The organism is Methanosarcina sp. DH2, assembly GCF_020804225.1.
Taxonomy (GTDB): domain Archaea; phylum Halobacteriota; class Methanosarcinia; order Methanosarcinales; family Methanosarcinaceae; genus Methanosarcina.
Window position 1 is genome coordinate 267,425 of sequence record NZ_WJBI01000001.1, and the last position, 22,458, is coordinate 289,882.

15 protein-coding genes and 1 tRNA gene are annotated in these 22,458 nt (G+C 42.3%); 7 read left to right on the plus strand and 9 right to left on the minus strand.

What is annotated here, in order from left to right:
- Positions 1 to 239 precede the first annotated feature (239 nt).
- The gene (locus FXV91_RS01095) at positions 240 to 911 is read right to left on the minus strand and encodes a RibD family protein (RefSeq protein WP_229387486.1); all 672 of its coding nucleotides are present in this window, start codon (positions 909 to 911) and stop codon (positions 240 to 242) included.
- Between the two features lie 111 nt (positions 912 to 1,022).
- Here FXV91_RS01095 and FXV91_RS01100 point away from each other — a divergent pair, with 111 nt between their 5' ends.
- The gene (locus tag FXV91_RS01100; protein WP_229387488.1) at positions 1,023 to 1,934 is read left to right on the plus strand and encodes an ABC transporter ATP-binding protein; all 912 of its coding nucleotides are present in this window, start codon (positions 1,023 to 1,025) and stop codon (positions 1,932 to 1,934) included.
- Entirely contained in the window at positions 1,927 to 3,180 is a 1,254-nt protein-coding gene (locus FXV91_RS01105) for an ABC transporter permease (RefSeq protein WP_229387490.1), read from the plus strand. Before FXV91_RS01100 ends, FXV91_RS01105 begins: the two co-directional genes overlap by 8 nt.
- An 847-nt stretch (positions 3,181 to 4,027) precedes the next feature.
- On the opposite strand, the gene FXV91_RS01110 is transcribed toward FXV91_RS01105, so the two are convergent.
- Entirely contained in the window at positions 4,028 to 5,662 is a 1,635-nt protein-coding gene (locus tag FXV91_RS01110) for a PAS domain-containing protein (protein ID WP_229387492.1), read from the minus strand.
- A 214-nt stretch (positions 5,663 to 5,876) separates the two neighbouring features.
- Between FXV91_RS01110 and FXV91_RS01115 the strand changes: the two genes are divergently transcribed.
- Complete coding sequence (locus FXV91_RS01115) at positions 5,877 to 6,668, plus strand: flavodoxin family protein (protein WP_229387494.1); 792 nt, start codon at positions 5,877 to 5,879, stop codon at positions 6,666 to 6,668.
- A gap of 193 nt (positions 6,669 to 6,861) precedes the next feature.
- Here FXV91_RS01115 and FXV91_RS01120 read toward each other — a convergent pair whose 3' ends face one another.
- From FXV91_RS01120 to FXV91_RS01135, 4 genes are all read right to left on the minus strand, one after another.
- Positions 6,862 to 8,208: a right-handed parallel beta-helix repeat-containing protein gene (locus FXV91_RS01120; protein ID WP_229387496.1), complete on the minus strand. Its 1,347-nt coding sequence runs from the start codon at positions 8,206 to 8,208 to the stop codon at positions 6,862 to 6,864.
- Positions 8,209 to 8,674: 466 nt separating this feature from the next.
- Positions 8,675 to 8,747 (minus strand) — tRNA-Gln (locus FXV91_RS01125).
- A gap of 700 nt (positions 8,748 to 9,447) precedes the next feature.
- Positions 9,448 to 9,642 carry a hypothetical protein gene (locus FXV91_RS01130; RefSeq protein ID WP_229387498.1) on the minus strand — a complete coding sequence of 65 codons (195 nt, stop codon included), beginning with the start codon at positions 9,640 to 9,642 and terminating at the stop codon, positions 9,448 to 9,450.
- A gap of 907 nt (positions 9,643 to 10,549) precedes the next feature.
- Positions 10,550 to 10,861, minus strand: coding sequence for a type II toxin-antitoxin system HicB family antitoxin (locus FXV91_RS01135; protein ID WP_345945458.1), 312 nt, complete (start codon positions 10,859 to 10,861; stop codon positions 10,550 to 10,552).
- Between the two features lie 306 nt (positions 10,862 to 11,167).
- Here FXV91_RS01135 and FXV91_RS01140 point away from each other — a divergent pair, with 306 nt between their 5' ends.
- From FXV91_RS01140 to FXV91_RS01155, 4 genes are all read left to right on the plus strand, one after another.
- On the plus strand, positions 11,168 to 12,280 hold the full coding sequence (locus FXV91_RS01140; protein ID WP_229387500.1) for a uroporphyrinogen decarboxylase family protein: 1,113 nt from the start codon (positions 11,168 to 11,170) through the stop codon (positions 12,278 to 12,280).
- A gap of 462 nt (positions 12,281 to 12,742) precedes the next feature.
- Positions 12,743 to 13,594 (plus strand): hypothetical protein, encoded by an 852-nt coding sequence (locus FXV91_RS01145; protein WP_229387502.1) that lies wholly within the window; start codon positions 12,743 to 12,745, stop codon positions 13,592 to 13,594.
- A gap of 493 nt (positions 13,595 to 14,087) precedes the next feature.
- Complete coding sequence (locus FXV91_RS01150) at positions 14,088 to 15,350, plus strand: anion transporter (protein WP_229387504.1); 1,263 nt, start codon at positions 14,088 to 14,090, stop codon at positions 15,348 to 15,350.
- A 164-nt stretch (positions 15,351 to 15,514) separates the two neighbouring features.
- Complete coding sequence (locus tag FXV91_RS01155; RefSeq protein ID WP_229387506.1) at positions 15,515 to 17,626, plus strand: methyltransferase domain-containing protein; 2,112 nt, start codon at positions 15,515 to 15,517, stop codon at positions 17,624 to 17,626.
- Positions 17,627 to 17,816: 190 nt separating this feature from the next.
- Here FXV91_RS01155 and FXV91_RS01160 read toward each other — a convergent pair whose 3' ends face one another.
- The 3 genes from FXV91_RS01160 to ilvE form a co-directional block, all read right to left on the minus strand.
- Complete coding sequence (locus FXV91_RS01160; RefSeq protein ID WP_229387508.1) at positions 17,817 to 18,911, minus strand: GTP-binding protein; 1,095 nt, start codon at positions 18,909 to 18,911, stop codon at positions 17,817 to 17,819.
- Between the two features lie 360 nt (positions 18,912 to 19,271).
- Positions 19,272 to 21,218 (minus strand): molybdopterin biosynthesis protein, encoded by a 1,947-nt coding sequence (locus tag FXV91_RS01165; RefSeq protein ID WP_229387510.1) that lies wholly within the window; start codon positions 21,216 to 21,218, stop codon positions 19,272 to 19,274.
- A gap of 342 nt (positions 21,219 to 21,560) precedes the next feature.
- On the minus strand, positions 21,561 to 22,439 hold the full coding sequence (gene ilvE, locus FXV91_RS01170; RefSeq protein WP_229387512.1) for a branched-chain-amino-acid transaminase: 879 nt from the start codon (positions 22,437 to 22,439) through the stop codon (positions 21,561 to 21,563).
- Positions 22,440 to 22,458 lie beyond the last annotated feature (19 nt).

A 22,458-nucleotide genomic window follows, 5' to 3' on the forward strand; every position in this document is an offset into this window, starting at 1 on the left:
GGTCTAAAAATTCAGAAAATGAAGCAGGTTATTACCCTATCTGCGGCATAGTCAAAACTATCTTCAGTTGCGATCAGAATGTATGAATTATCTCTACAGAATGTCTCTATAGAAATCTCTACAGAATATCTCCTATAGAAATCTCTACAGAATATCTTTACAGAATTTCTCTACAGAATATCTCTACAGAATATATTGCAAGATGTAAAGTAACTTTCGTAGAATGATTTCTGTTATTATTATCCTTTTAAAACCCTGTAAACCAGATGCACGTATTTTTTCTCCACGACTTCATTCCTTAGAAGTTCAAGCTGGATCCCGTTTTTCTCAATGTCTCTGAAAAGGTTTGTCCCATTTTTCCCCACAATCTCCGGAGTCAGGACCATGCTAATTTCCTCGACAAGTCCCTGTTCGAGTAAAATACCGTTCAGAATTCCTCCGCTGTCCGAGACTACGAGTTTAAAACCATACCGTTCATTTGCAATTTCAAGTGCTTGCTTGACATCGACCCGTTCTGCTCCTGCCCGGATAATATCATAATTTCTTTCCCTGAGGTAATTGATGTAAGATTCAGGAGTCTTCTCCGATACAAGAACAATTACATCTTTACTGTACTCGGAACGCCTGAATACATGCATCAGCCCCTCGAGAATTCCCCGTGAATCAGCGATCATCCAGTACGCCCGCGAGTCACCGGGTTGGATTTCAGGTTTTTTAAAGTCCAATTCATCTTCCGGAGGGATCTTTTCGCAAAAAAATTGTGTTCCCGTCTTTGCGGTATTTGAGCCGACTATCATGGCATCGGGCTCGTAACTGCCCAGGATTCCATAGTGGACATCAAGGTTTGCAGTAAAACCGGTAGTCGAGCCGTCGAGACTTATGGTGTTGTGTATAACCAGTCTGGGTAGCATGTCATCTGTTCCCCCAAATTAAAATCATTTATTAGCTCAAATTAAAGTCGCTTATTAACCCTAATTAAATATTCAATAAACTTATTCTATATTGGAATATATTTAATCTGGATGCATGCTCTGGAATTTGAAGGCGTATCAAAGTCTTTCGCAGAAAAAAATGTTATCAGAGATATCTCTTTTTCAGTCGAGAAGGGGGAGATCTTCGGGTTGCTGGGCCCAAACGGGGCTGGAAAAACGACCCTTATAAGACTGCTTCTCGATATCATAAAACCGGACTCGGGAGAAATCCGGGTTTTTGGGGGTTCTCTGGGTTCTGCTGCAAAAGACAGGATAGGCTACCTTCCTGAAGAAAGGGGGCTGTACAGGAAAACGAAGCTTCTGGACATGCTTATCTACCTCGCACAGCTTAAAAATGTCCCTAAAAAAAAGGCTCATGCGAGTGCAGAGTCTCTTCTTAAATCCCTGGAACTGTATGAACACAGGGAAAAAAGAGTAGAAGAGCTTTCAAAAGGGATGCAGCAAAAAATTCAGTTCCTTTCTTCAATTATCCATGACCCTGAACTTATTATTCTTGACGAGCCTTTTTCCGGGCTTGATCCGGTGAGTACAAAAACCGTTGAAGACAAAATTCTTGAGTACAGAAATGAAGGCAGGACTGTTATCCTTTCTACACACATGATGGAACAGGCACAAAAACTATGCGACAGGATCCTTATGCTCAATAAAGGCCAGCGAGTGCTTTACGGCACCGTTTCAGGGATACGAAAGGAACACGGAAAAAACTCCCTGCATGTGGAGTTTGCCGAAAAAAGGAGTCTGAACCTCATTAGAGAAATTCAAGGCATCAGAAAAATTACGGAGCATGACAGATCAGTTGAGATCTTTCCTGAGGAAGGCATAAGTGCACAGGCAGTTCTTCAAGAGCTTATACGAAGAGCCGAAATCCTGAGGTTTGAGCAGGCATTCCCTTCCTTGAATGAGATTTTTATTGAAACTGTGGAGAGTGCTTCTGGTGAGTAAATTATCCGGAAAAACCTTAATTGTTGCCAGGTACGAGTTCCTGAAAACCATAAAGCGTAAAGAGTTTCTCTTCATGACCTTTGCTTTTCCCCTCATCCTTGCCGGAATTGCTTTTATTCCTCCCTTACTTGCCGGTACCACTCCTGCAGAAGACCAGAGTATAGGCTATATCGACATGACCGATTCCTTTGATTTTCCGGAGTTCTCCACCAGTGAAGGTTTTTCTGTAGGACCTCTGGGGGCAAAGGCATCAACTATAGAGTTTGTAAAATACGAAGAAAGCTCTGAAGCCAGGAAAGCCCTGCAGTCCGGACAGATCTCTTCCTATCTTATAGTCCCTGAAGATTTCCTTGAGACCGGCGTAATTGAACTCTATACCTCAGAAAAGGGAACGCCAGTTCCGGGGGCCGAACTCTCGACTGAACTCTCAAATATAGCGATCGATTCCCTCCTGAAAGGCAGCGTGGATGAGCCCGTGCTTCAGAGGGTCAAAAATCCGGTCAACATGAAGCTGTATAATGTCGGAGATAATGGAGAATCATCAGAGCAGGGCATAGCTGAGATCCTGACCAATTTCGGTCTTCCTTTCCTTATGGCTTTCCTTCTATTTTTCAGCATTTTTTCAGCATCAGGCTATCTTCTCCGTGGGGTTGCTGAGGAAAAGGAAAACAGGATTATGGAGGTTCTTCTTTCTTCTGTAACTCCTTCAGAACTTCTTACCGGCAAAGTACTGGGTCTTGGTGCAATCGGCCTTCTGCAGATTGTCGTGTGGCTTTCAGTAGTCGTTTTCGGAGGTGGATATGCTCTTCCAGTAAAAATAGAGCCCATGCTTCTTTTTATTTCTCTTATCTATTTCCTGCTCGGTTTCCTCTTCTTTGCCAGCATGATGGCGGGAATCGGGGCAGTAACAGGCTCACTCCAGGAAAGCCAGCAGGTCGCGGGGATCTTCACATTTGCTGCCGCGTTTCCTCTTGTTTTCATGCAGTTCATCCTTACGAAACCTGACAGCTCCCTTGCAATCTTCCTGTCTCTTTTCCCTTTTACATCTCCGGTGGCCATGCTTTCCAGAATCGGAGCTTCGGAAGTGCCTCTCTACCAGATCGCAGCAAGTCTATTCATTCTTTTTGTTTCGATACACGCAGTAATCGTACTGTCGAGCAGGCTATTCAGGGTTTACCTGCTTATGTATGGAAAAAGGCCAGGGGTAAACGAAATCCTGAAAAATGTCCGGGCAGGGGGCAGGTAAAAGGAAAAAAGGTAGATAAAGAAGAAATACGCTGGGTTAGGCTGGCATGTCAAGGCTTTAATTGAATTTAATGGATTAAGTGCTGGACTCCCTATCCTTAACCCATCTGCTTCCTGTGAGGTGATCTATCAGGTAATCTACTAATACTGGAGGTAAATATTTTGTTAAATACTGGAGGTAAATGAAATCGATTTTACAGGTGAATAAAGGCACTAGATTATCAAATCAATTAACTGTTTAAATAATCTATAATTCTATCGCTGGTATTTTATATTATAACTTACATAGTATTAATTGGTTCATAAGGGAAGTACTGTAAAATGGAGCAAATTCAGGACAGCCTGAAAACTGATCCCGAAATCTACTTCATTGGCACGTGAGATGTAATAATGGAGCAAATTCAGGACAGCCTGAAAACTGATCCCGAAATCTACTTCATTAGCACGTGAGATGTAAAATGAAGCAAATTCAGGACAGTCTGAAAGCTGATCCCGTAATATACTTCATTGATACAGGATCCTTGTGAACCACCTGACTTTTACCTGAGATATTTTAATTCGAGAACCTTTTTTATAACAACTTTCCTACTAAGCAGACGTTCTCGACCTATCATGGTCATTTTCCGCATTAACAGGTTTTTTTCGCATGAATTTTTCCCATTATAAACATATTCTTCCTTAATCATGGTTTTTTAATATTGCACAAATTCCTAATTCTACTCGCTGGGCTCTATTTTTATTAATTGGTTTCAGGTTCTGGCTTTTGAGAAACCCTGGATTTTCAGTAGACTTTATTCCAGCCGCACCTCTATTGATTTTTTGTGAGGATTTCGGGAGAAGGTTAAAACTTACGATAGGTCTGCCTGGATACAGACCGGAGCTATATGGTTTACCACCTGGAGAGCTATGCTTTCAAGGAAGTTGCGGATACTCCATGGGATCTTATCCAGCGTATGGGAGGCAAAATTCAGACTCCCTATAATTTCGTTACTATATTTAAGAGGAATTACCGCAACTGCTGTAATTCCCTCTCTCCTTACCGCTTCAGTCATATTTTCGGAGTAAAAGTCCATTGAGTAGATGGGCTTTTCAATCCAGATCTGTTTTGCCTCGTTTGAATCTGCCTTATATCTTGAAACCTTTTCTTTAAACTCAGGAGAAATCCCGCGGGATGCAACAAGGTTTATCTGGTCCAGGAGCTCGTCCTTAATATAAATGCCTCCGGTATCTATCCCGTTTATCTGCAGGCATGCATCAAGTACCAGGTTAAGAATAGCATGTAGACTCCAGGTAGTGTTAAGCTTCATTCCCAGTTCTCTCTGGATTTCAAGCATTTTCTGGGCCTCTTTTCTTTCGGTAATATCTACAACGAGGCCCTGAAGGTGAGTTGCTTTGCCTTCTGCGTTTCTCTGGGTAAAGACTCTCTCATCCACCCAGAGCATTTTTCCGTCTCCTGTGAAAATCCTGTACTCAATTCCGAAGGAATCCTGGCCTTCTGCGATGTTTCGTTCAAGGGTTTCATTAACCTTGCCAACGTCATCTTCGTGAATTATACTTCCGTACATTATTTTTCCTGATGTGAAATCTTCTGCAGTATACCCGAACTGGACAACGTTCTCCGAAACATATTCTGCAGGCAGGTTTTCTTTATTTTCCCACAGAAAGGCTATTGCCTGGCTGTTGTTTATTATAGTCCTCAGAAGCCTCTGCACTTCAAAAGATTCCCTGAGAGCTTCTTCTTTCTCTTTTCGTTCGGTTACATCAAGGACAAGTCCCTGTAAGTGGGTTATCTCCCCTTCTTCATTTCGCTGGATGAATGCCCTTTCATTGACCCAGCGCAGGTCTCCGGCTTTTGTGAATATCCTGTATTCCGTATTGAGGTCAACTTCACCTTTCCGGATGCGCTTATCAAGCTCTTCCTCAACTCTTTTCAGGTCCTCGGGATGGATAACATCTCCATAAAGGATATTCCCTGAAATAAAGTCCTCCACAGTATATCCGAACTGAACGACGTTTTCCGAAACAAACTCTAAAGGCCATTTCTTCTGGTTTTTCCACAGGAAAACAACTGCAGGGCTGTTGTTTACTACGGTCCTGATTATTTCCTGCATCTTTAGGATAGATAATAGATCTACTATTCCTATCGCCGCAATAACCTTCCCGTCCTCCGAGAAAATAGGAGAAACAACCACATTCCTGCCAAGGTATGTTCCCCCTTTCGGGACTCCATGCACAGTCGTGCCGGTCCTGAGCACCTCTTCGAGTACCGGACCTGTATAGTCCCTATCAATTATTTTCCCATTTTCCAGGCGAAGCCCCTTTCGATTTAAACTGCGGATGGTAGTCGGAAGCCCAACCAGAGAATGCACTGCCACCGCTATTGCCTCAAGCTCTTCAGGCCCCGCATCTTCGGATATTAAAGAAGTAATTCTTTCACCCCCAGAAAGATTCTGACATTTCTTGCAATTAAAAACCGGAAGCATTTCAGCAGGAATAAATATCGATCTGAAAATCAATGCCCAACCTTTTATACTATATTTTTCAGAGAACATATAGTTGTTCTTTATATATAACTGAAATATAACTGAAATTTCTCAAATTTGGGGTTGTCCGTAAGATGATGATATCTGTTCGGGTTCAGGAAACGACATCATTTGACCATTATTTTAGTAAGAATAGAAGGAATGTATCCAGATTATGAAAATCCTGGTAATTATGGGAAGTCCTCGAAAAGGTAATACTTATCGAGCTGTACAAAAAATAGAAGAGTTCATGCATTCTATGGGTAGTGTTGAATTCGAGTATCTGATGCTCAAAGATGCCACTCTGTCTCAATGTCGTGGCTGTTTTGTCTGTTTTATAAAAGGAGAGGATCATTGTCCATGTAAAGATGATGCCCCTGATATTGAACAGAAAATGAATGCTGCCGACGGAGTAATTTTTGCTACGCCCGTATACGGCATGAATGTTTCCGCACTCATGAAGAATTTCATCGACCGTTTCTCCTATATTTTTCATCGTCCACGCTTTTTCGATAAAAAAGCCCTTCTTCTCTCCACCACCGGAGCTCTGGGCCTTAAGGAAGTTCTCGATTACCTGAAACTGGTAGCCAGTATATGGAGTTTCGAAGTATCTTATCGTGTTGGCATAGTAACTCCTCCAGGGCCAATTTCCAGAAAGAAAGAGCAGGAGAATAATCAGAAACTTGAGAAAGCTTCATTTGTGTTTTATAATTCCTTTCAGAAAGAGCGCCGCTCTCCAGGGCTTAAAGATATATTCGTTTTTCGTGCTCAGAAGGCAAGTTTTGGCGAACTTGGCCAGAGTTCTCCTTCAGATTATGCATACTGGAAAGAAAAAGGCTGGCTCAGTCCGGAAGCAAAATATTACGTGGATGTGCCGGTAAATCCCGTTTACAATGCTATTGGCTGGATATCTGAAAAGATGCTGAGGAGAAAAATGCGAAAGGATCTGGCTGAAATAGGGAGTTAAATCCTTTCTTACCCAGTCGATGATAGGCCTGCGCACGAAAATCTTAAAATCAATGAACCTTCAACGCCCTTAAAAAATGCAATTGGGCCGCAACAGTAAGCAGCTGCAGCCTCGTACAGGAGATAAAATAAGAAATGGTCAGGAATTTTTGCTTATTTTATGGGAATTTACCTTAGAACCAACCTTATTAAGATCACTGAGGTCCTGCAGACAATGCTTTATTCCATGGGAATTTTTTCCTCATAGATTCATTCTTACTTACCTGCTCAACGTATCCATTATCAACGTCAACGTCGGATGTGGAATTTGCATATAAATAATTTCCACCGGCGTTATTTGAAAGACAGTTGTTTTCCAGGATAAATGAATGGGTGTTATTCAACTTATTAAATATGGCATATCCTTTTCCGGCTGTGTGGCTGGGCTGTGTATTAATTATTATGTTATTTTTTACAACAGTCGTATATCCTGACTCAGGGGCTGAAAATGCTTTAACTCTTTTGTGGGCAATAGCTGCACCGTAGCATCCGTCGAATAAGTTATTTTCTATGAGGGTGTTTTGGAACCCATTAAGCACTACGCCCCCTGCCCAATCAGCACCCTGATTAGTGCCGGTTTTGTAAAACCTGTTATTATGGATGTATATCCCTTTTGCAGTGTCTTTTGAATACTTGGACCCGTAACCTGTGATCCAGATACCTGCAGCATTGGTCTCGTAAAGCAGGTTGTTGAATATTTCGATATCGTCCATAACAGTTGACGAGCCTTCTTTCTGGACTTGAATTCCTGCTCCTCCTTCCCCCTCGGAGTTAATGGTGTTGTTGTAAAATTTTGCATGGTTAGAATTATAAATTCTCAAACCGCTATTTGTTCTGCATGTTATTCTATTGTTCCAGGCTTCCACATTTGAAGAATAGATGACATAGAGAGCATCATGCCCGAGTTTATATATTGTGTTATTGTAGAACCGAATATTTGAACAGCTTGTAACTTTTAACCCGTCTCCATGGCTGTCATGCATGTACAGATCATGTGCCTGTATATTTTCGGAATTAAGGAAATGAATCAGATTATGATATCCTGCGCCTCTCTTCTTTTCTGCATTGCCGTCATGATTTCCGTCTATCTCAAAACCTCTTATAGTAATATCCTGATTTCCAGAACTGTCCATTTGAGTAATCATAGGCTTGTCTGCTGGCCAATCTGCTTCATCTTCAAGTTTGATTACAGCTGTAGGATCCCCTTCCAGGATTGTATTGTTTCCAATAAGAACGCTGTCTGAGATTACGTATGTAGTGTTCCCTTCCAGATGAACAGTTGTGAACTGAGAGTTTTTTGCCACGTAAGCAAGAGCTTTATTTATTTCAACCTGATCATCGATGCCATCACAGTTAAAATCTCCACTACCATTGGTAGTTATATAAACTGCCCTATCTGAAGGTTTAGCTGCTAGGAAGAGAATTATAACTGCGATTAAAAAAATCAAAGCCAAGCTGGAAATTATTATTTTTTTTCTTCTTTTCCGTCTGTTGATTTTCACTGTTTCGTCCATTTTGCATCCTCAAATGTGTTAAACTATACCTTTCATATATTAAAAAAATTAACTTGTAGAAAGTTGCAAAAAACACCTTTCGAAGATGTTTGACCGTTCTACAGGTCGTTAGATCGGTAAAATTAGCCTGGAAATCTCCTGAAACGAACTTTGAAGGCTTTAAACTCCGCCGGGTCTGTTTCTACATAAATTTGTACGCTACATCATTGAAGTAAATGAACTCTGCAGAATTTTGAGCAATAATGCTGGCTTCAATAATACTGGTTTCAATAACTCCACTGACTGCAAATCTCTTGAAAATACGGGATCGTAACTGCTTATTGTTGCGACCTCGTGCCGCGGATCAAATCGAATTTGATACGTATTGCCGGATAGAAAGTGTCTGTTTTTTGTTTTTCTGGAAACGCTTTAACTAAATTAATTATAAAAAATAGAGCTATTAAAATAGTAATTATAGTCCTGAGCGGATTCGAACCGCTGTCCCGGGCTCCAAAGGCCCGAAGGATTGACCACTACCCTACAGGACTGCACATTCAAGCTTTTACTTATAGCTTAATTCATGTACTTAATTTTTGTGCCATCTCAGGACTTTTTTGCGGTATTTTCAGGCCAAATATTAATTTATATATAAAGTCGTATACTAGCTTTGAAACTTTTTACATGACAATATTTTTTGTTTGAAAAGAATTTTTTGTATAATTAATTTAAAGTAATTTACATTATTACTATATGATGGAGCTGGAAGAAATAGGTATGACCGAATAGCGAAGTATTAGCGGATTGTGAAAGAATCGCCCGGAGTTACCTGTCCTGCTCTGGCAGTATGTTTGATGGGAACATATTTTCAGAGCTACTGGGTTGGGGGACACAGTAAGGGATAAAGTGACACCGGGCTTCTTCTTACATATGATTTTCTATTTTTTGCATTTTTCCATTTTATTTATATTCAATTTTTAATTACTTCGATTTGTTTTAATATTTTTAATGCTCTTTTTCTCCTTCGTCTTTCTCTTCAGTCTTATTGCGCAATTCTTGCAGCGTGCTTTTTCTGAGTATTCTGATTAAAAATTGGAGTTTGGATATAATTTATGCTGGTATTAAAACTTTTAGCGTGACGATATAATTTTTTACAGAACAATTTTTGATATAATTAATTTAAAATAATTTATCTTATTATTATATGCTGGAGTTGGGAAATAATAATTGGGAAGTAAAATGGGGTATCTATCAACATAATCTACCAACTATGAAATCGCCCGGAGAAAACTGATCCCTTCTTCGAAGCAATGCTTGGGGGAGCATAATATTCGAAGAGACTGTGTTGGGGGACACAGTGAACGATGCAGTGCCTCTGGGCTTTTTCTTAACGTTTTCTATCCTTTTTTCTACTGCTTTTTTAATTTCTACTTGCTTTTCTATCATTCTTTTTTAATAGATAGGGCTTTTTTCGATTATTGGTTATTTTACAACAGTTTTTACAATAATTAGCCCAAACTTTCTTTAATTTGTTTTTGAGCAGCTTTTATGGGCTCCAGATAACGGACTGTCTGGAACTATTTTAAAGAATATCCCGCTGGATTCAAACTTCGAGGAGGACTATAGGTTTGAAAACGAAGTTCAGTTCTACTTGCTTTTCCTTTTCCTCACGTTTTTTCTTGAAAATTACTGCAATTAAAGCGTATTTAGTGTTAAATCATTTTCGAGCCCTAAAATATTTTGAGTGGGAATATATTTCGCTAGCGGGCAATTTTTGGTATAATTAATTTAAAATAATTAAGAGTCAATTATATATTTGCAACGTGGAGTGAACCGAGAGAACGAGTGAGTAATGGGTATGAATGAGTAAGTAAAAGAATTGCCCGAAAGCCATTGATCCTGTTCCGGACCGATATGCTTGGGGGAGCGTATCTCTGGAACAACTGTATCGGGGGCTACAGTCAGAACATAGCGCTTTCGGGCTTTTTCTTATTCCGTCTATACTACGCTTTCCTTCCTAATTTTTCTTTATTTCTTTCTATATTTTTATTAATTTTTGCTTAATTTCTTATTATTTCTTTGAAATTTTCAACGTAAAATTAATTTTTGTTTAAATACAAAATTTTGGGTAATTAATTTGAAATAGTAATGGTATAATGTTATATTCGTGGAGTTGGGAAGTGAGTGAGTAAGGTATAAAATAAAAAAGAAATGCTTGGGGGCCGTTGATCCTGCTCTGGATCAATATGCTTGGGGGAGCATATCTTCAGGGCTGCTGTGTTGGGGGACACTGTAAATAAGGATAATAGTGCCTCTGGGCTTCTTCTTAAGATATTTTCTTTACTGTACTTCTTTACTGTACTTTTTTCTTTATTGTACTTCTTTTGCTCTGGGTCTTATTTCCTGTCACTCTAAAGGTTGTCAGAAACGGGCGTTTGACTGGAAGGGTAATGTCCTCTCTTTCGATGTAAAGTTCAACTGCTTCTTTCAGATTTGAAACTGCTTCTTCAATTGTTTTTCCCTGACTTGATATCTCCAGCTCCAGGCATGAGGATACGTATCGCTCGTTCTTCTTTTGCACCATTGCAGAAAATGTAAACGTTTCTGTCATTTCTGTCATATCTGTCATATCTTTCATACCTGCCATATCTTTCACACTTGCCATATCATACCTGCTATCTTTTTGTGATATTGCAATGTTTGTGTTAAATATTTTGCAATTAATTGTTTTTTGGATAGATGAAAGTTTAACTTGTGTTCTCATACATCAATAAAGATTGTGGCTTCGATGAGGACTGTGACTTTGTTAATCCTTTTTTAAAATCTCAATCCTAAATGTCTACGCGGGTTTGAGTTCCAAATATGGTCAGGCCCGAAAAAATATCCTTCTTCATCTCAAACTTCCGGGGCTTGTATTTATAAAAGTACTTTTATAGTGATATCTGGAAACTTAAAAAAGGAGATCTCATTTGTGGAAGCGGAAATGACTTCAAGGGAGCGTTTTATCAACGCACTCGAAAGAAAAGATGTTGATCGGGTCCCGTATGGCTATCTCTGGTTCGGAGCAGGGCATGCGGTACTGGAGCGTATGGGTTCAAGCCTCAAAGATGCCTACTGTTCTGCAGAGGGAATTGCAAGAGCGCAGATCCTTGCAAGGGAGATGTACCACCACGACAATGTGATGTCCCCCTGGGGTTGCCTTCTGGTGGAAGCTGAGGCGCTCGGGACAAAGGTAAACATAAAAGAAAATGCGTATCCTGCGGTTGCGAAATATGCTCTTAAATCTGCGGCTGAGCATGAACTGATAAATCCAGCGAATATCGAGAAGTCCGAGCGAGTAAAGACCATTGCCGGGTCAGTTGAGATTCTCAAGAAGGAAATCGGGGATGAAGCCTTTATCACAGGCGCAACTATGTCTCCCCTGATGCTTGCGTCTCAGGTCATGGGAGGAAGCAGGCTCTGCATTGATATGTTAAAGGATAGAGACAGCTTCCACGCCCTGCTGGAAAAACTCACGGAAAGCTGCATCCTGTTTGCCGATTCTCTGCTCGAAGCCGGTGTTGACGGCATTTTTGTCGAAAATGGAGAAAGTACTGCCGACCTTTTCAGCCCGCAAATGGCTGAGGAATTTATGCTACCCTACACGAAGAGACTTTATGACCACATAAAAGCTGAAGGAGGATACGTAATCTCTCACAATTGCGCAGCTGGTGCCTTCTATGACCTGGAAATGAAACTTGGACCCCATGCCCTTAACTTTGCCTTCGGGGATGTCAGGCTGCTCGGAAAAAAGTACAGGGTTGAATGCAAAAAGCTCCATAACCACAACAACATCGGATGCGGTCCGAGGCATTGCTTCAGGGAGTTTAAAGAATTCTCCGATGCCGGCATCTGCCTTATGGGAAATATCATTCCTGATGCCCCTCTCACCGGTTCCAGAGCTGAGATCGAGCATGAAATAAAAAGCTGTCTCTCGGTTGCGCCGGAAAAAGGCTTTATCCTGGCAACAGGCTGCGAAATCCCGTTGAATACCCCGCTTGAAAAGATGGAAATGCTCTGGGATGCAGTAAAAGCAGGAATTTGAAGTCTTCTTTCAGGGCTTTTGATTTTAGAACTTTTCTCCGAAAATACCGTAACATCATAAAAATCCAGTTATTCAGTAAAAGTCCAGTTGCTCAGTAAAAGTCAAGTTGCTCACTAAAAGTCCACTGTTCAGTAATATCCGATTTTCTAAAATTCCTGGGACAGCTCTTTTCCCAAATCTTTTTTTCAACTCTTTTTTTCAGGTTTTAATTTTAAGAAGGTACGCATGTAAGGATATAGACGGATATTTTGTCATAAGTCAGCTACTGCAAAAGAAGGGTTAAATATTATAAAATAAGGTTATATAGTTTCATTTCCCAGCATTACATATTGTCCAATACGCATTTTATATGCGAAATATTCAAATACAGTTGGCTTCCTCTTTAAGTCTGAGACCTTAACCCTGAGTATGATTTGAATTGAATCCGCTCTTAAAAATCTGCTCTCAGTTTGAGGAATTTTTATGAAAAAGTTAAATATAAAACCCCTAATAAAACTTTTAAGTATTTCTATAATTCTGTTGCTGACCGCTTCGGCGGCTTCTGCTGCCTGTTCGTACCATTCTGGAAAATACTGCTATAAGCATTATACTAATTGTGAATGGGATTATAATCAGTATTCAGACTGGAATTGCAAAAATTGTAACTCTGGAGAAAGTACTGAATCTGGAAATTATAACCAGTATCCAGACTGGAACTGCAATGATTGTAATTCTGAAGGACCTAGCGACTCTGGATCTACTGACTCTGGAAACACTGATTCTGGAAACGCTGATTCTGGAAACGCCGATTCTGGAAACGCCGATTCTGGAAACGCCGATTCTGAAAATGCCGTCCCCCCTGTCACCCCAACAGATGCAACCGGAACAACTACTATTGAGTTATGTAGAGATAATACTTGCACAGTTGGAGGAAATGGGCAAGTCCTAACCCTTACAAACTATAACAATGCAGTAAACCCTACCTATGACCAGCTCTTAATGTTTTTGGAAGCTGACAAGACCGATGAACTACCCTATACTTCAACATATGTTTGCAGTGACTTTGCAAAAGCCCTTCATGACAATTCAGAAGCTGCGGGTATAAAAGCCGGTTGGGTCGGTGCAATCGGAGCTAATCACGCGTTCAACGTTTTTGAAACGACTGACAAGGGAACTGTGTATATAGATTGTACGGGTGTGCCTGGAGGAGCGACACTTCAGGATAAGCAACTGGATGTGGTAATTGGTCAGCCTTTGAGTGGAAAGTATCTGTTCAGACAGGGAACAATTAATGGCATGGGAGGAACTGTTACAAGTTTATTAGTTTATTGGTAAGATTTCCTTTCTTTTTTCCTTTTTTGGCTCCCTCAGATATCTGCTGCCTTATATTTTTGGGTATTAATTTTCTAATTTTCATCATTTGGTCCTCTTGCAGAAGTTAGTAACAAAAAAGTTAGTAATAAACAATTTTCGAAAATCCACTGGACAGTTCTTCTCCCAGAATTTTTTCTACCTCTTTTTTCAGGTTTTCAATGGCTTCTTCAACAGTTTTTCCTTTACAAATTACATCCGCTTCCGGGCAGATTGAAACATAGGAATTCTCTTCCTTCTAGATGGTCGCAGAAAAAGGAAACCATATCGTCATATCCTGAAATATTATTCAGTCCATTTTAAGCGTTTCGTATCCCTTTATTCTATTTTACTCTCACCAGCCGTTATTCAGGAGGTAGCATATGCGAGCGCAGGAAATTTATACTTGCGAACATATCACATCCGAAGTTTATATTAATAGAATCTCGAAACTTACGTTAACAGGCTTGCAGGATTTATGGTAGCAGAGTCTTTAATAACCTCTTTTGTGTCTTCGCCCGACCTTTCGGTGCTTATCCTCCTTGGTGTTCTCCTACTGACCGCTCTGAGGCAGGTAGGGTCTTTGAGGCTCCAGATCTGGCAGGTTATGACCCTTGGGGCTTTCTCTGTACTGCTGCTTGGAGAGATCTCGCCCCAGGAGGCTCTCCGGGCAATTAACATGGATGTGCTCCTTTTTCTGTTCGGGGCTTTTTGTGTGGGCGAAGCGCTTAACAGGAGCGGATATCTTGCCTGTCTTGGGAGCAAGATTGTTTCAAGGGCTAAAAATACGGATCAGCTAGTTTTGCTTGTGGTTTTTTCTACCGGGCTCCTTTCTGCAGTCCTTATGAACGACACCCTTGCCATTATGGGCACTCCAATGGTTCTGCGTTTTTCCAGGAAATACGGCGTATCTTCGAAACTCATGCTCTTTGCCCTGGCTTTCGGAATTACCACAGGCAGCGTCATGAGCCCTATTGGAAACCCCCAGAATCTCCTGATTGCAATTGACGGAAATCTGGACTCCCCGTTTGTGACATTTTTGCGCTCTCTGGCTCTGCCAACTCTTATAAACCTTGTACTTGCTTACGTCGTACTCAGGCTCTTTTTCAGCCGGGAATTCGGGAAATCAGCTCTGGTTCATTCTAAGGAGGTTATTTCCGACCCTGAACTTGCAGGAATTTCAAAAAAGGCTCTTTTCCTTCTGCTGGCTCTCATCACCTGTAAGATCTTTCTTGTAGAGTTTTTGCCTGCCTGGGACTTCAGTTTGAGCTGGATTGCCCTGCTCTCAGCTTCTCCTATACTTCTAAGCAAAAGGTGCACTGAAGTTGTAAAGAATATTGACTGGACAACTCTGATCTTTTTCGTTTCGATGTTCGTGCTGATGGAAAGTGTCTGGATTTCCGGGACCTGCCAGGAGCTTCTCAGCAGAATGTCTCCGCAGTTAGGCTCGGTTCCTATGATCCTGGCACTTAGCATAGGACTCAGCCAGCTTATTTCTAATGTTCCCTTTGTTGCGCTCTACCTTCCTGCAATGGGGAGTGCAGTTTCTCAAGAACAGTTGATGGCACTTGCTGCTGGAAGTACAATTGCAGGGAATCTCCTTATCCTGGGGGCAGCTAGCAATGTCATAATCCTCCAGAATGCAGAAAAAGAAGGTGAAACGTTTTCTTTTATAGAATTCGCCAGAATTGGACTCCTAATATCATTTTTAGATGCGATTGTTTATTTTATATTCCTTTAAAGCCTAAAAGCAATAATATTTGCTTAAATAAAGCTAAAAGAACGATTATAACCTCAAATGCCGTTTTAAAACCTATTTCTCCTTTAATAGATTTCTCAGGTTAACCCTCCGATAAACTTGATATACTGAAAGCACATACACTTTTTTCTGGAAGATATCATATCATGACTCAGAATACCGCTGATTCAAATAACAGGCGCAAACGCGCTAAAGGTACCGTACAGATGAAAACCCTCGGGCCTGTTGAAGACCTTGAACCTTATGTTCGGTCTGACTGGTGGCAGACTCTTTTTAATTCCCTTTATCTCAAGACCGATGCCGATCTCCTGGATGATATGGAAGTTACAAGGAAAGAGGCAGATCTTGTTGTCTCTATTCTAGGACTTGATCCTGAGGACACGGTTCTTGACCTTTGCTGTGGACAGGGCAGGCATGTCCTTGAACTGGCAAGGAGGGGATTTTCAAACGTTGAAGGCTATGACAGGTCTCAGTACCTTATCCGGAAAGCAAGAACAAGGGCTCAGAAGGAAAATCTGCAGGTCAGGTTCAGGGAAGGGGATGCAAGAAAATTGCCTTACCCATCTGATACTTTCTCTGTGGTCACCATTCTTGGAAACAGCTTTGGATACTTTGATTCCACTTTGCAAGACCGAAAAGTGCTTGAGGAGGTTTTCAGGGTACTGAAGCCTGGAGGCAGGGTCTTTATTGATGCTGTAGACGGGGACCATATGAAAAAGAATTTCCAGCCAAGATCATGGGAATGGCTGGACAGGAAGTACTTTGTGTGCAGGGAAAGAGCCCTTTCTTCTGATGGCGAACGTCTGATCTGCAGGGAGGTTATAAGCCGCATTGATAGAGGAATAATCGCAGACCAGTTTTATGCTGAGAGGCTGTACAACAGGGAAAGTCTTTTTGAACTGCTTACGGCATCAGGTTTTAGCAGCCCGACTTTTCACACAACTTTTAGCCCTGTATCAACAGGTACCCAGGACGCAGGAATGATGGAACAGAGAATTCTGCTTTCAGCAACAGTAGAGAAAGCCTGGCCTTCACTGGTTTCTCCTCTTCAAACTACTGAAAGTAAAAAACCTCTTAATGTTGTCGTAGTGCTCGGAGACCCGAGAAAGGAAGACCAGGTCAAGCCTGCCTGTGTATTTGATGATGATGATTTCGAAACCGTTGATAATATGAAAAAGGCGCTTGCCGAGATTCCTTATATGAAATTCACTTTCCTGGACAGGCACGAAACCCTTTTCGAAGACCTTAAAAAGAGAGCAGGAAAAACTGACCTTGTACTTAACTTATGTGATGAAGGCTTTTATAACGACCCTATAAAAGAGCTTCATGTTCCTGCCATGCTTGAGCAGCTTAATATCCCTTACACAGGTGCAGGTCCTCAGTGCCTTGCCTTCTGCTATGATAAGTCTCTTGTAAGGGGAGTTGCCCGTGAAATGCAGATTCCTGTGGCAAAAGGATTTCTCGTTACCGGGGATTCTGACGTTTCAAGGCTTTCCCTCTCTTTCCCCCTGCTCGTAAAACCCAATTCAGGGGATTCAAGTTTCGGGATCACGCAGAAAAGCAAAGTCCACAGCAAGGAAGAAATACTAGATATCATGAAATCAACGCGGGAAAAAATAGGGTCAGATAAGCTTTTCCTGCTGGAAGAGTTCCTTCCGGGAAAAGACATCAGTGTCGGTATCATTGGAAATCCGCCTGCGTGTACTGTTCTGCCTATCACGGAAGAAGATTACTCTGCAGTCCCGGAAGAACTTCCCAGGATCTGTGGGTATGAGGCTAAATGGCTCCCTGATTCCCCGTACTGGAAGATCAAATCCGTGCCTGCGGGGCTCCCTGAAAATACGGAGAACGAAGTTGTGGGGTTCTGCCTCGCTCTCTTTGCAAGACTGGGATGCCGTGACTATGCCCGCTTTGACTGGAGACTCGATGCCGAAGGCAGGCCAAAACTGCTTGAAGTAAATCCGAACCCAGGCTGGTGCTGGGACGGGCACCTTGCAAAAATGGCAGCTTATGCCAGTATCTCTTACTCAGGCATGCTGGCAGCAGTTATTGAGGCTGCAAAGAAGAGATATAGTATCGGACCCGGAGGAAAAGCTGAGCTTCAAAAGAAAGTCCTTGAACAATCCTCAAGGAAAAGCCCGGCTGAGTGTGCTGCGGAATTCGAAGAGGAAGTCGAAGCTAAAGGCTCTATCGAGTCAGAAAACGACAGAAAGAGAACTGTTTTTTCCAGCAGTTCTGAAACAATACAGGCTCTTTAAGAGTGCATAAAATCAAAAGTAAAACCAAAAAGATCGGTTAAAGAAAGGTTAGATTAAAAAAGAATTGTACTGAAAAAACTGCAGTCAAAACTATGGGATGCGAAAGATTGATTTCTTCTTTTTCTACTCTTTCGCTTTCCCTTTTATTCCAAACACAATTTTACTTCTGGCTAATTTACTCTGGATGATTTTACTTCTGGATTATTACCGTGAGGATATCTTCATCCTGCATAGTGTGGTCAAGCCCTACTCTCTGCCCTGGGTGTTTTGCAGACGGACCCCAGATCTGTGCATAACGGAACTTCCTGCGGAAATCGCGGTGCAGGCGGTCGCAAATCTGGCCTATGTTTGTCCCGCTCATAACTATAAGGGGCTCTTCCATATCTGCTGGCTCTCCCTGAGGCTTAAGGTAGACCCTAATAAAGCCCAAACAGTCGTAAATAGCGTCCTTGAGAGCCTCGATATTGGTACCTTTATGGGCTGAGATAAAAATTGAGTTCGGGTACATTTTCCGGCATTCTTCTATTAGCTGAGGATATCCAAGGTCCACTTTATTGACCACGATCAAAGAGCTGACATAACTCCGGTTGTCCAGGACTACATCGATAAGCTGGTCCACAGTGATATTTTCCCTAATAAGGACGTGGGCATTGTGAATTTTATATTCGTCCAGCACGGCTTTGATGGTCTCTTCATCGAGGTCAAGATCAACGGTTGAGTTTATCTCTACTCCACCCCTGTCCCTTCTCTTGATTGTGACATCAGGTGGGGCCTCATCCACACGGATTCCTGCCTGGTAAAGTTCGTCCATAAGCACTTCATAGTGCTTTGGCTGGAAAACATCGAGCAGAAAGATAACCATATCGGAGTTTCTTATGACCGAAATTACTTCTTTCCCGCGTCCGCGCCCTGAGGATGCGCCTTTAACGAGCCCGGGCACGTCAAGGAACTGAATTGTTGCGCCTTTGTGCTCAAGCACGCCAGGCACTACAGTAAGGGTGGTGAATTCGTATGCAGCTACCTCTGATTTTGCGCCCGTGACTTTATTCAGAAGCGTGGATTTACCTACCGAAGGGAAGCCTACGAGAGTTACGGTACCGTCTCCCGATTTCTTGACCGAGTAACCATCTCCTCCACTTTTTGAGGAGGCTTTCTTCTCAATTTCGTCCCGCATGCGGGCCATCTTGGCTTTCAGCCTGCCTATGTGGTGAGAAGTTGCCTTGTTGTAAACGGTCTTTCGAATTTCGTCTTCTACTTCCTGTATTTGCTCCTGTATGCTGCTCATCTGGAACCTGCCGACTTCGGGACTGAAGAAATGATTTTCATATTATTTGAAAAAAGAAACCGTATCCATCCGGTCTCTACAAACCTTTTTTGATCCAAAACAGATCCGTTATCTGGATATTTTATCCTGAATAGTTGGATGAAATATATATACCTATGGAATGATTTCATTACCCTGAACGACTTCACTGAGATGGACCGATTCTATTCTAAGAAATGATTTTGCTGACTTATCTTGAAGTCGTGAGATATGCTTTATAATTTGTGAGATATGCGTTATAATTTATATCTCTTAATAAGTATAATAATATTTAAACCTTATTGATTCGACATATTCAGGCTAATATCCAGATCATGCGCTTTACTCAAAAGGTAATATCTCCCCGGTTCTCTCATATATCTGCAGTCCTGCCGGAAGTCTTGAGGCAAATTCTGCAGAACTAAGAGTTTGAAGGAATTTTTTGACTTCTGGAGTATCCAGAACCTCTTTTCGAATCAAGAAATCATACTCTTCTTCTGCGAGTTTTATGAATTTCAGGTCATTATTTCTTTCTGCACAATTCCTTATGCCCACTCCAGCATCCGCTTTTCCTGAAAGAACAGCCTCACAGACAGCAACTTCAGATTTCGCTCCGGAAACGTACCCTTGTATTGAGTCCGCAAATTCTTTTTTGCTAATTCCATTTTTAGCTGCGAACTCTGAAATTTTCAGCTCAAGAAGAGCCCTTGTACCCGAACCCCTGTTCCGGTTGATCAGACGTTTACCTGGTAGATCTTTAAGTCCGGAAACCGGGATTTTGTGCCCTACAAGGAGCCCCATTTCCCTCCTGTACCCTTTGAAAAGTACAACGCCTGCAAGCCTCATTGCCTCTATTGTGGGGACATTATATAGGAGTTCATTCGGGAGGGTGCCATCCTGCCCTTCTGTACTCCTGGAGGGCATGTTCACGCCTGCAATATCTGTGGTCTTTGCGGCGATTGCACTGAAACCCCCGGTTGAGCTGGTGTAAAGTGTCCTGAACCGAAGCCCGCTGAGGTCTTCCAGAACGTCAAGTCCGGGGCAGAAACCTCCTGCTATAAGCAAATCCGGCTTTTCAACCTCGCCAAAAAGGGTTACTTCCACTGAAGTTCCTGCTTCTATAAATTCTGTTTCCGGCGGGATTTCTATAAAGCCGTCTGCTCCGGAAAGAGAGGTTATGGCGCCTGAGCCCCGGTCTGCAGGATAAACCATTCCCCTCACTATTCCTACGGGAAGAAGCTGTTGCCTCCCTTCAGAACGGAGATCTGTACCCATTATTCCGTTTTCCGTTTTTCTGACTCCTGCCTCTGCTCCCAGGGATTTTCTCAGAAGAGATGCCACAAATTCGTTGAAGATCATTAAAGCAGATGTGGGGTTTCCGGGAAGCCCTATAATAGGGATACCTTTTATGACGCCAATAACCACTGGTTTTCCAGGCTTTATGTTGATCCCGTGAGCAAGGGTCTCTCCTGTCTCGTCTATTAACCGATACATCACATCCCCTGCCCCGGAAGACGTGCTGCCCGAAGTCAGGACAAGGGCACACTCAGAAACCGCAGTTTCAAGTGCCTTTCTCATCTCCTTTTCGTCGTCCTTTACAACTCCATAAAGCAGCGGAAAAGCTCCGCATTCCTGGACTCCTGCGTACAGAGTGTAAGAGTTTGCGTCATATACTTTCCCCGAAGTCAGTATCTCACCCGGACGGACGAGTTCGTCTCCAGTCGAAATTATCCCAACAGGCAACCTGAGTACGGGAATTTCTTTTTTTCCTACGGAAGCCAGGACTCCGATTTCTCTTGTGCCCAGCCTCCTTCCCCTGCGCAACACCCTTTCTCCTTTAAGGATGTCAGAGCCTGCTTTCATGATATTCTCACCCACGGTTACAGGCCTGAAGACAAATGCTGTTCCTTTTTCTTCAGAGGTATACTCGACCATGACCACAGCATCAGCTCCCTCGGGAATCGGGGCTCCTGTCGCGATCTCCACAGCTTCCCCTGTCGCGATTGTGAATTTCGCATCCGAACCTGCGGGGATATTTCCAAGTAGTCCCAGCTTTACAGGCTCTGTCTCACTGCAGGCGTAAGTATCTTCTGCCCTGACTGCATAGCCGTCCATCACAGATCTCGCGAAAGGTGGGACATTAATTTCGGTGACTATATCCTCTGCAAGGATCTTTCCGTAAGCATTTTCAAGGGTTGAGCTTTCTTTTTCAGGACGGACCTGAAGGCTGTTTATTATTCTCCGCGCCTCCTCCACAGAGACAAGTTCCCGAAATTCTTTTCGTTTCATGAGAATCAAATCCGAAGTCTTATCGGTTTTCAGTTGGATTTTTTACCTTAATAGGATTTCTTGGTACACATCAATCTGTCGTTGCATGCTTAATTGCTCTTGCAGCTAAAAAGTTCTGGCTCTTAAGGATAAGGTGTAGGACGGTTGAAAAGAATAGCTGAAAATATCGACTGAAATTATTGAGAAAATATCGACTGAAGTTATTGAACGAAAAATAGATGAAAATATTGGCTGAAAAAGATCCTCGTCGAAAAAGTCCTTGTCGAAAAAAGATTCTGGCGGGAAAACTCCCGCAGTTTTTGCTTTTATCTTCAGAGTCCCTCTCTGTTGTTGAGTAGCTCTTTATTTATAAATGGGTGTTCCAGTGGTCTTGGTTATTCTATCAAAGGCTTCAACCATTTTCATTGTAAGGGATCCCGGTTTGCCTGTACCTATGAGTCTTCCGTCAAGTTTGGTAACGGGAGCAGACTCGGCTGCAGTTCCGGTGACAAAGATTTCATCTGCTGTATAGAGGTCAAACAGGCCGAGATTTGATTCGATGACTTTGTATCCCATATCGTCCAGAAGCTCGATGGCTGTAGCTCTTGTGATGCCCTTCAGGTTGCTTATTGTGTGTGGGGTAAAGACCTGGTTGTTTTTGACGATAAAGATATTGTCTCCCGAGCCTTCGCACACAAAGCCGTTCTGGTCAAGGAAGACGGCTTCGTCTCCTCCTTTCTCATTGGCTTCAATCTTTGCAAGGATATTGTTGAGATAGTTCAGGGACTTGATGTTAGGGGACAGGGCATCAGGCGCGTTTCTGCGGACACAGACACTGACTCCTGTGAGCCCGACTTCATAAAGGTCACCGTACATGGCTCCCCATCCCTGAGCGATAACAACAATAGTTGGCTTTTCACACTTGCGGGGGTCAAGCCCGAGGTCGCCGATCCCTCTTGACACGATAGGGCGGATGTAAGCGTCTTTAAGGTCGTTTTTCCTGAGAGTCTCAAGGATTATCTCGGACATTTCTTCCCTTGTGATAGGTATGTCCATTGCAATTGCTTTTGCTGAGTCATAAAGCCTGTCAACGTGTTCCTTTAATTTAAAAACACGCCCGTTATATGCCCTTATGCCTTCGAACACGCCGTCTCCATAGAGGAAGCCGTGGTCATAAACCGAAACCTTGGCTTCGGCTTTCGGGACAAATTTCCCGTCTAAATAAATCAGTAACTCACTCATTTGCAAATCATCCTTTTTG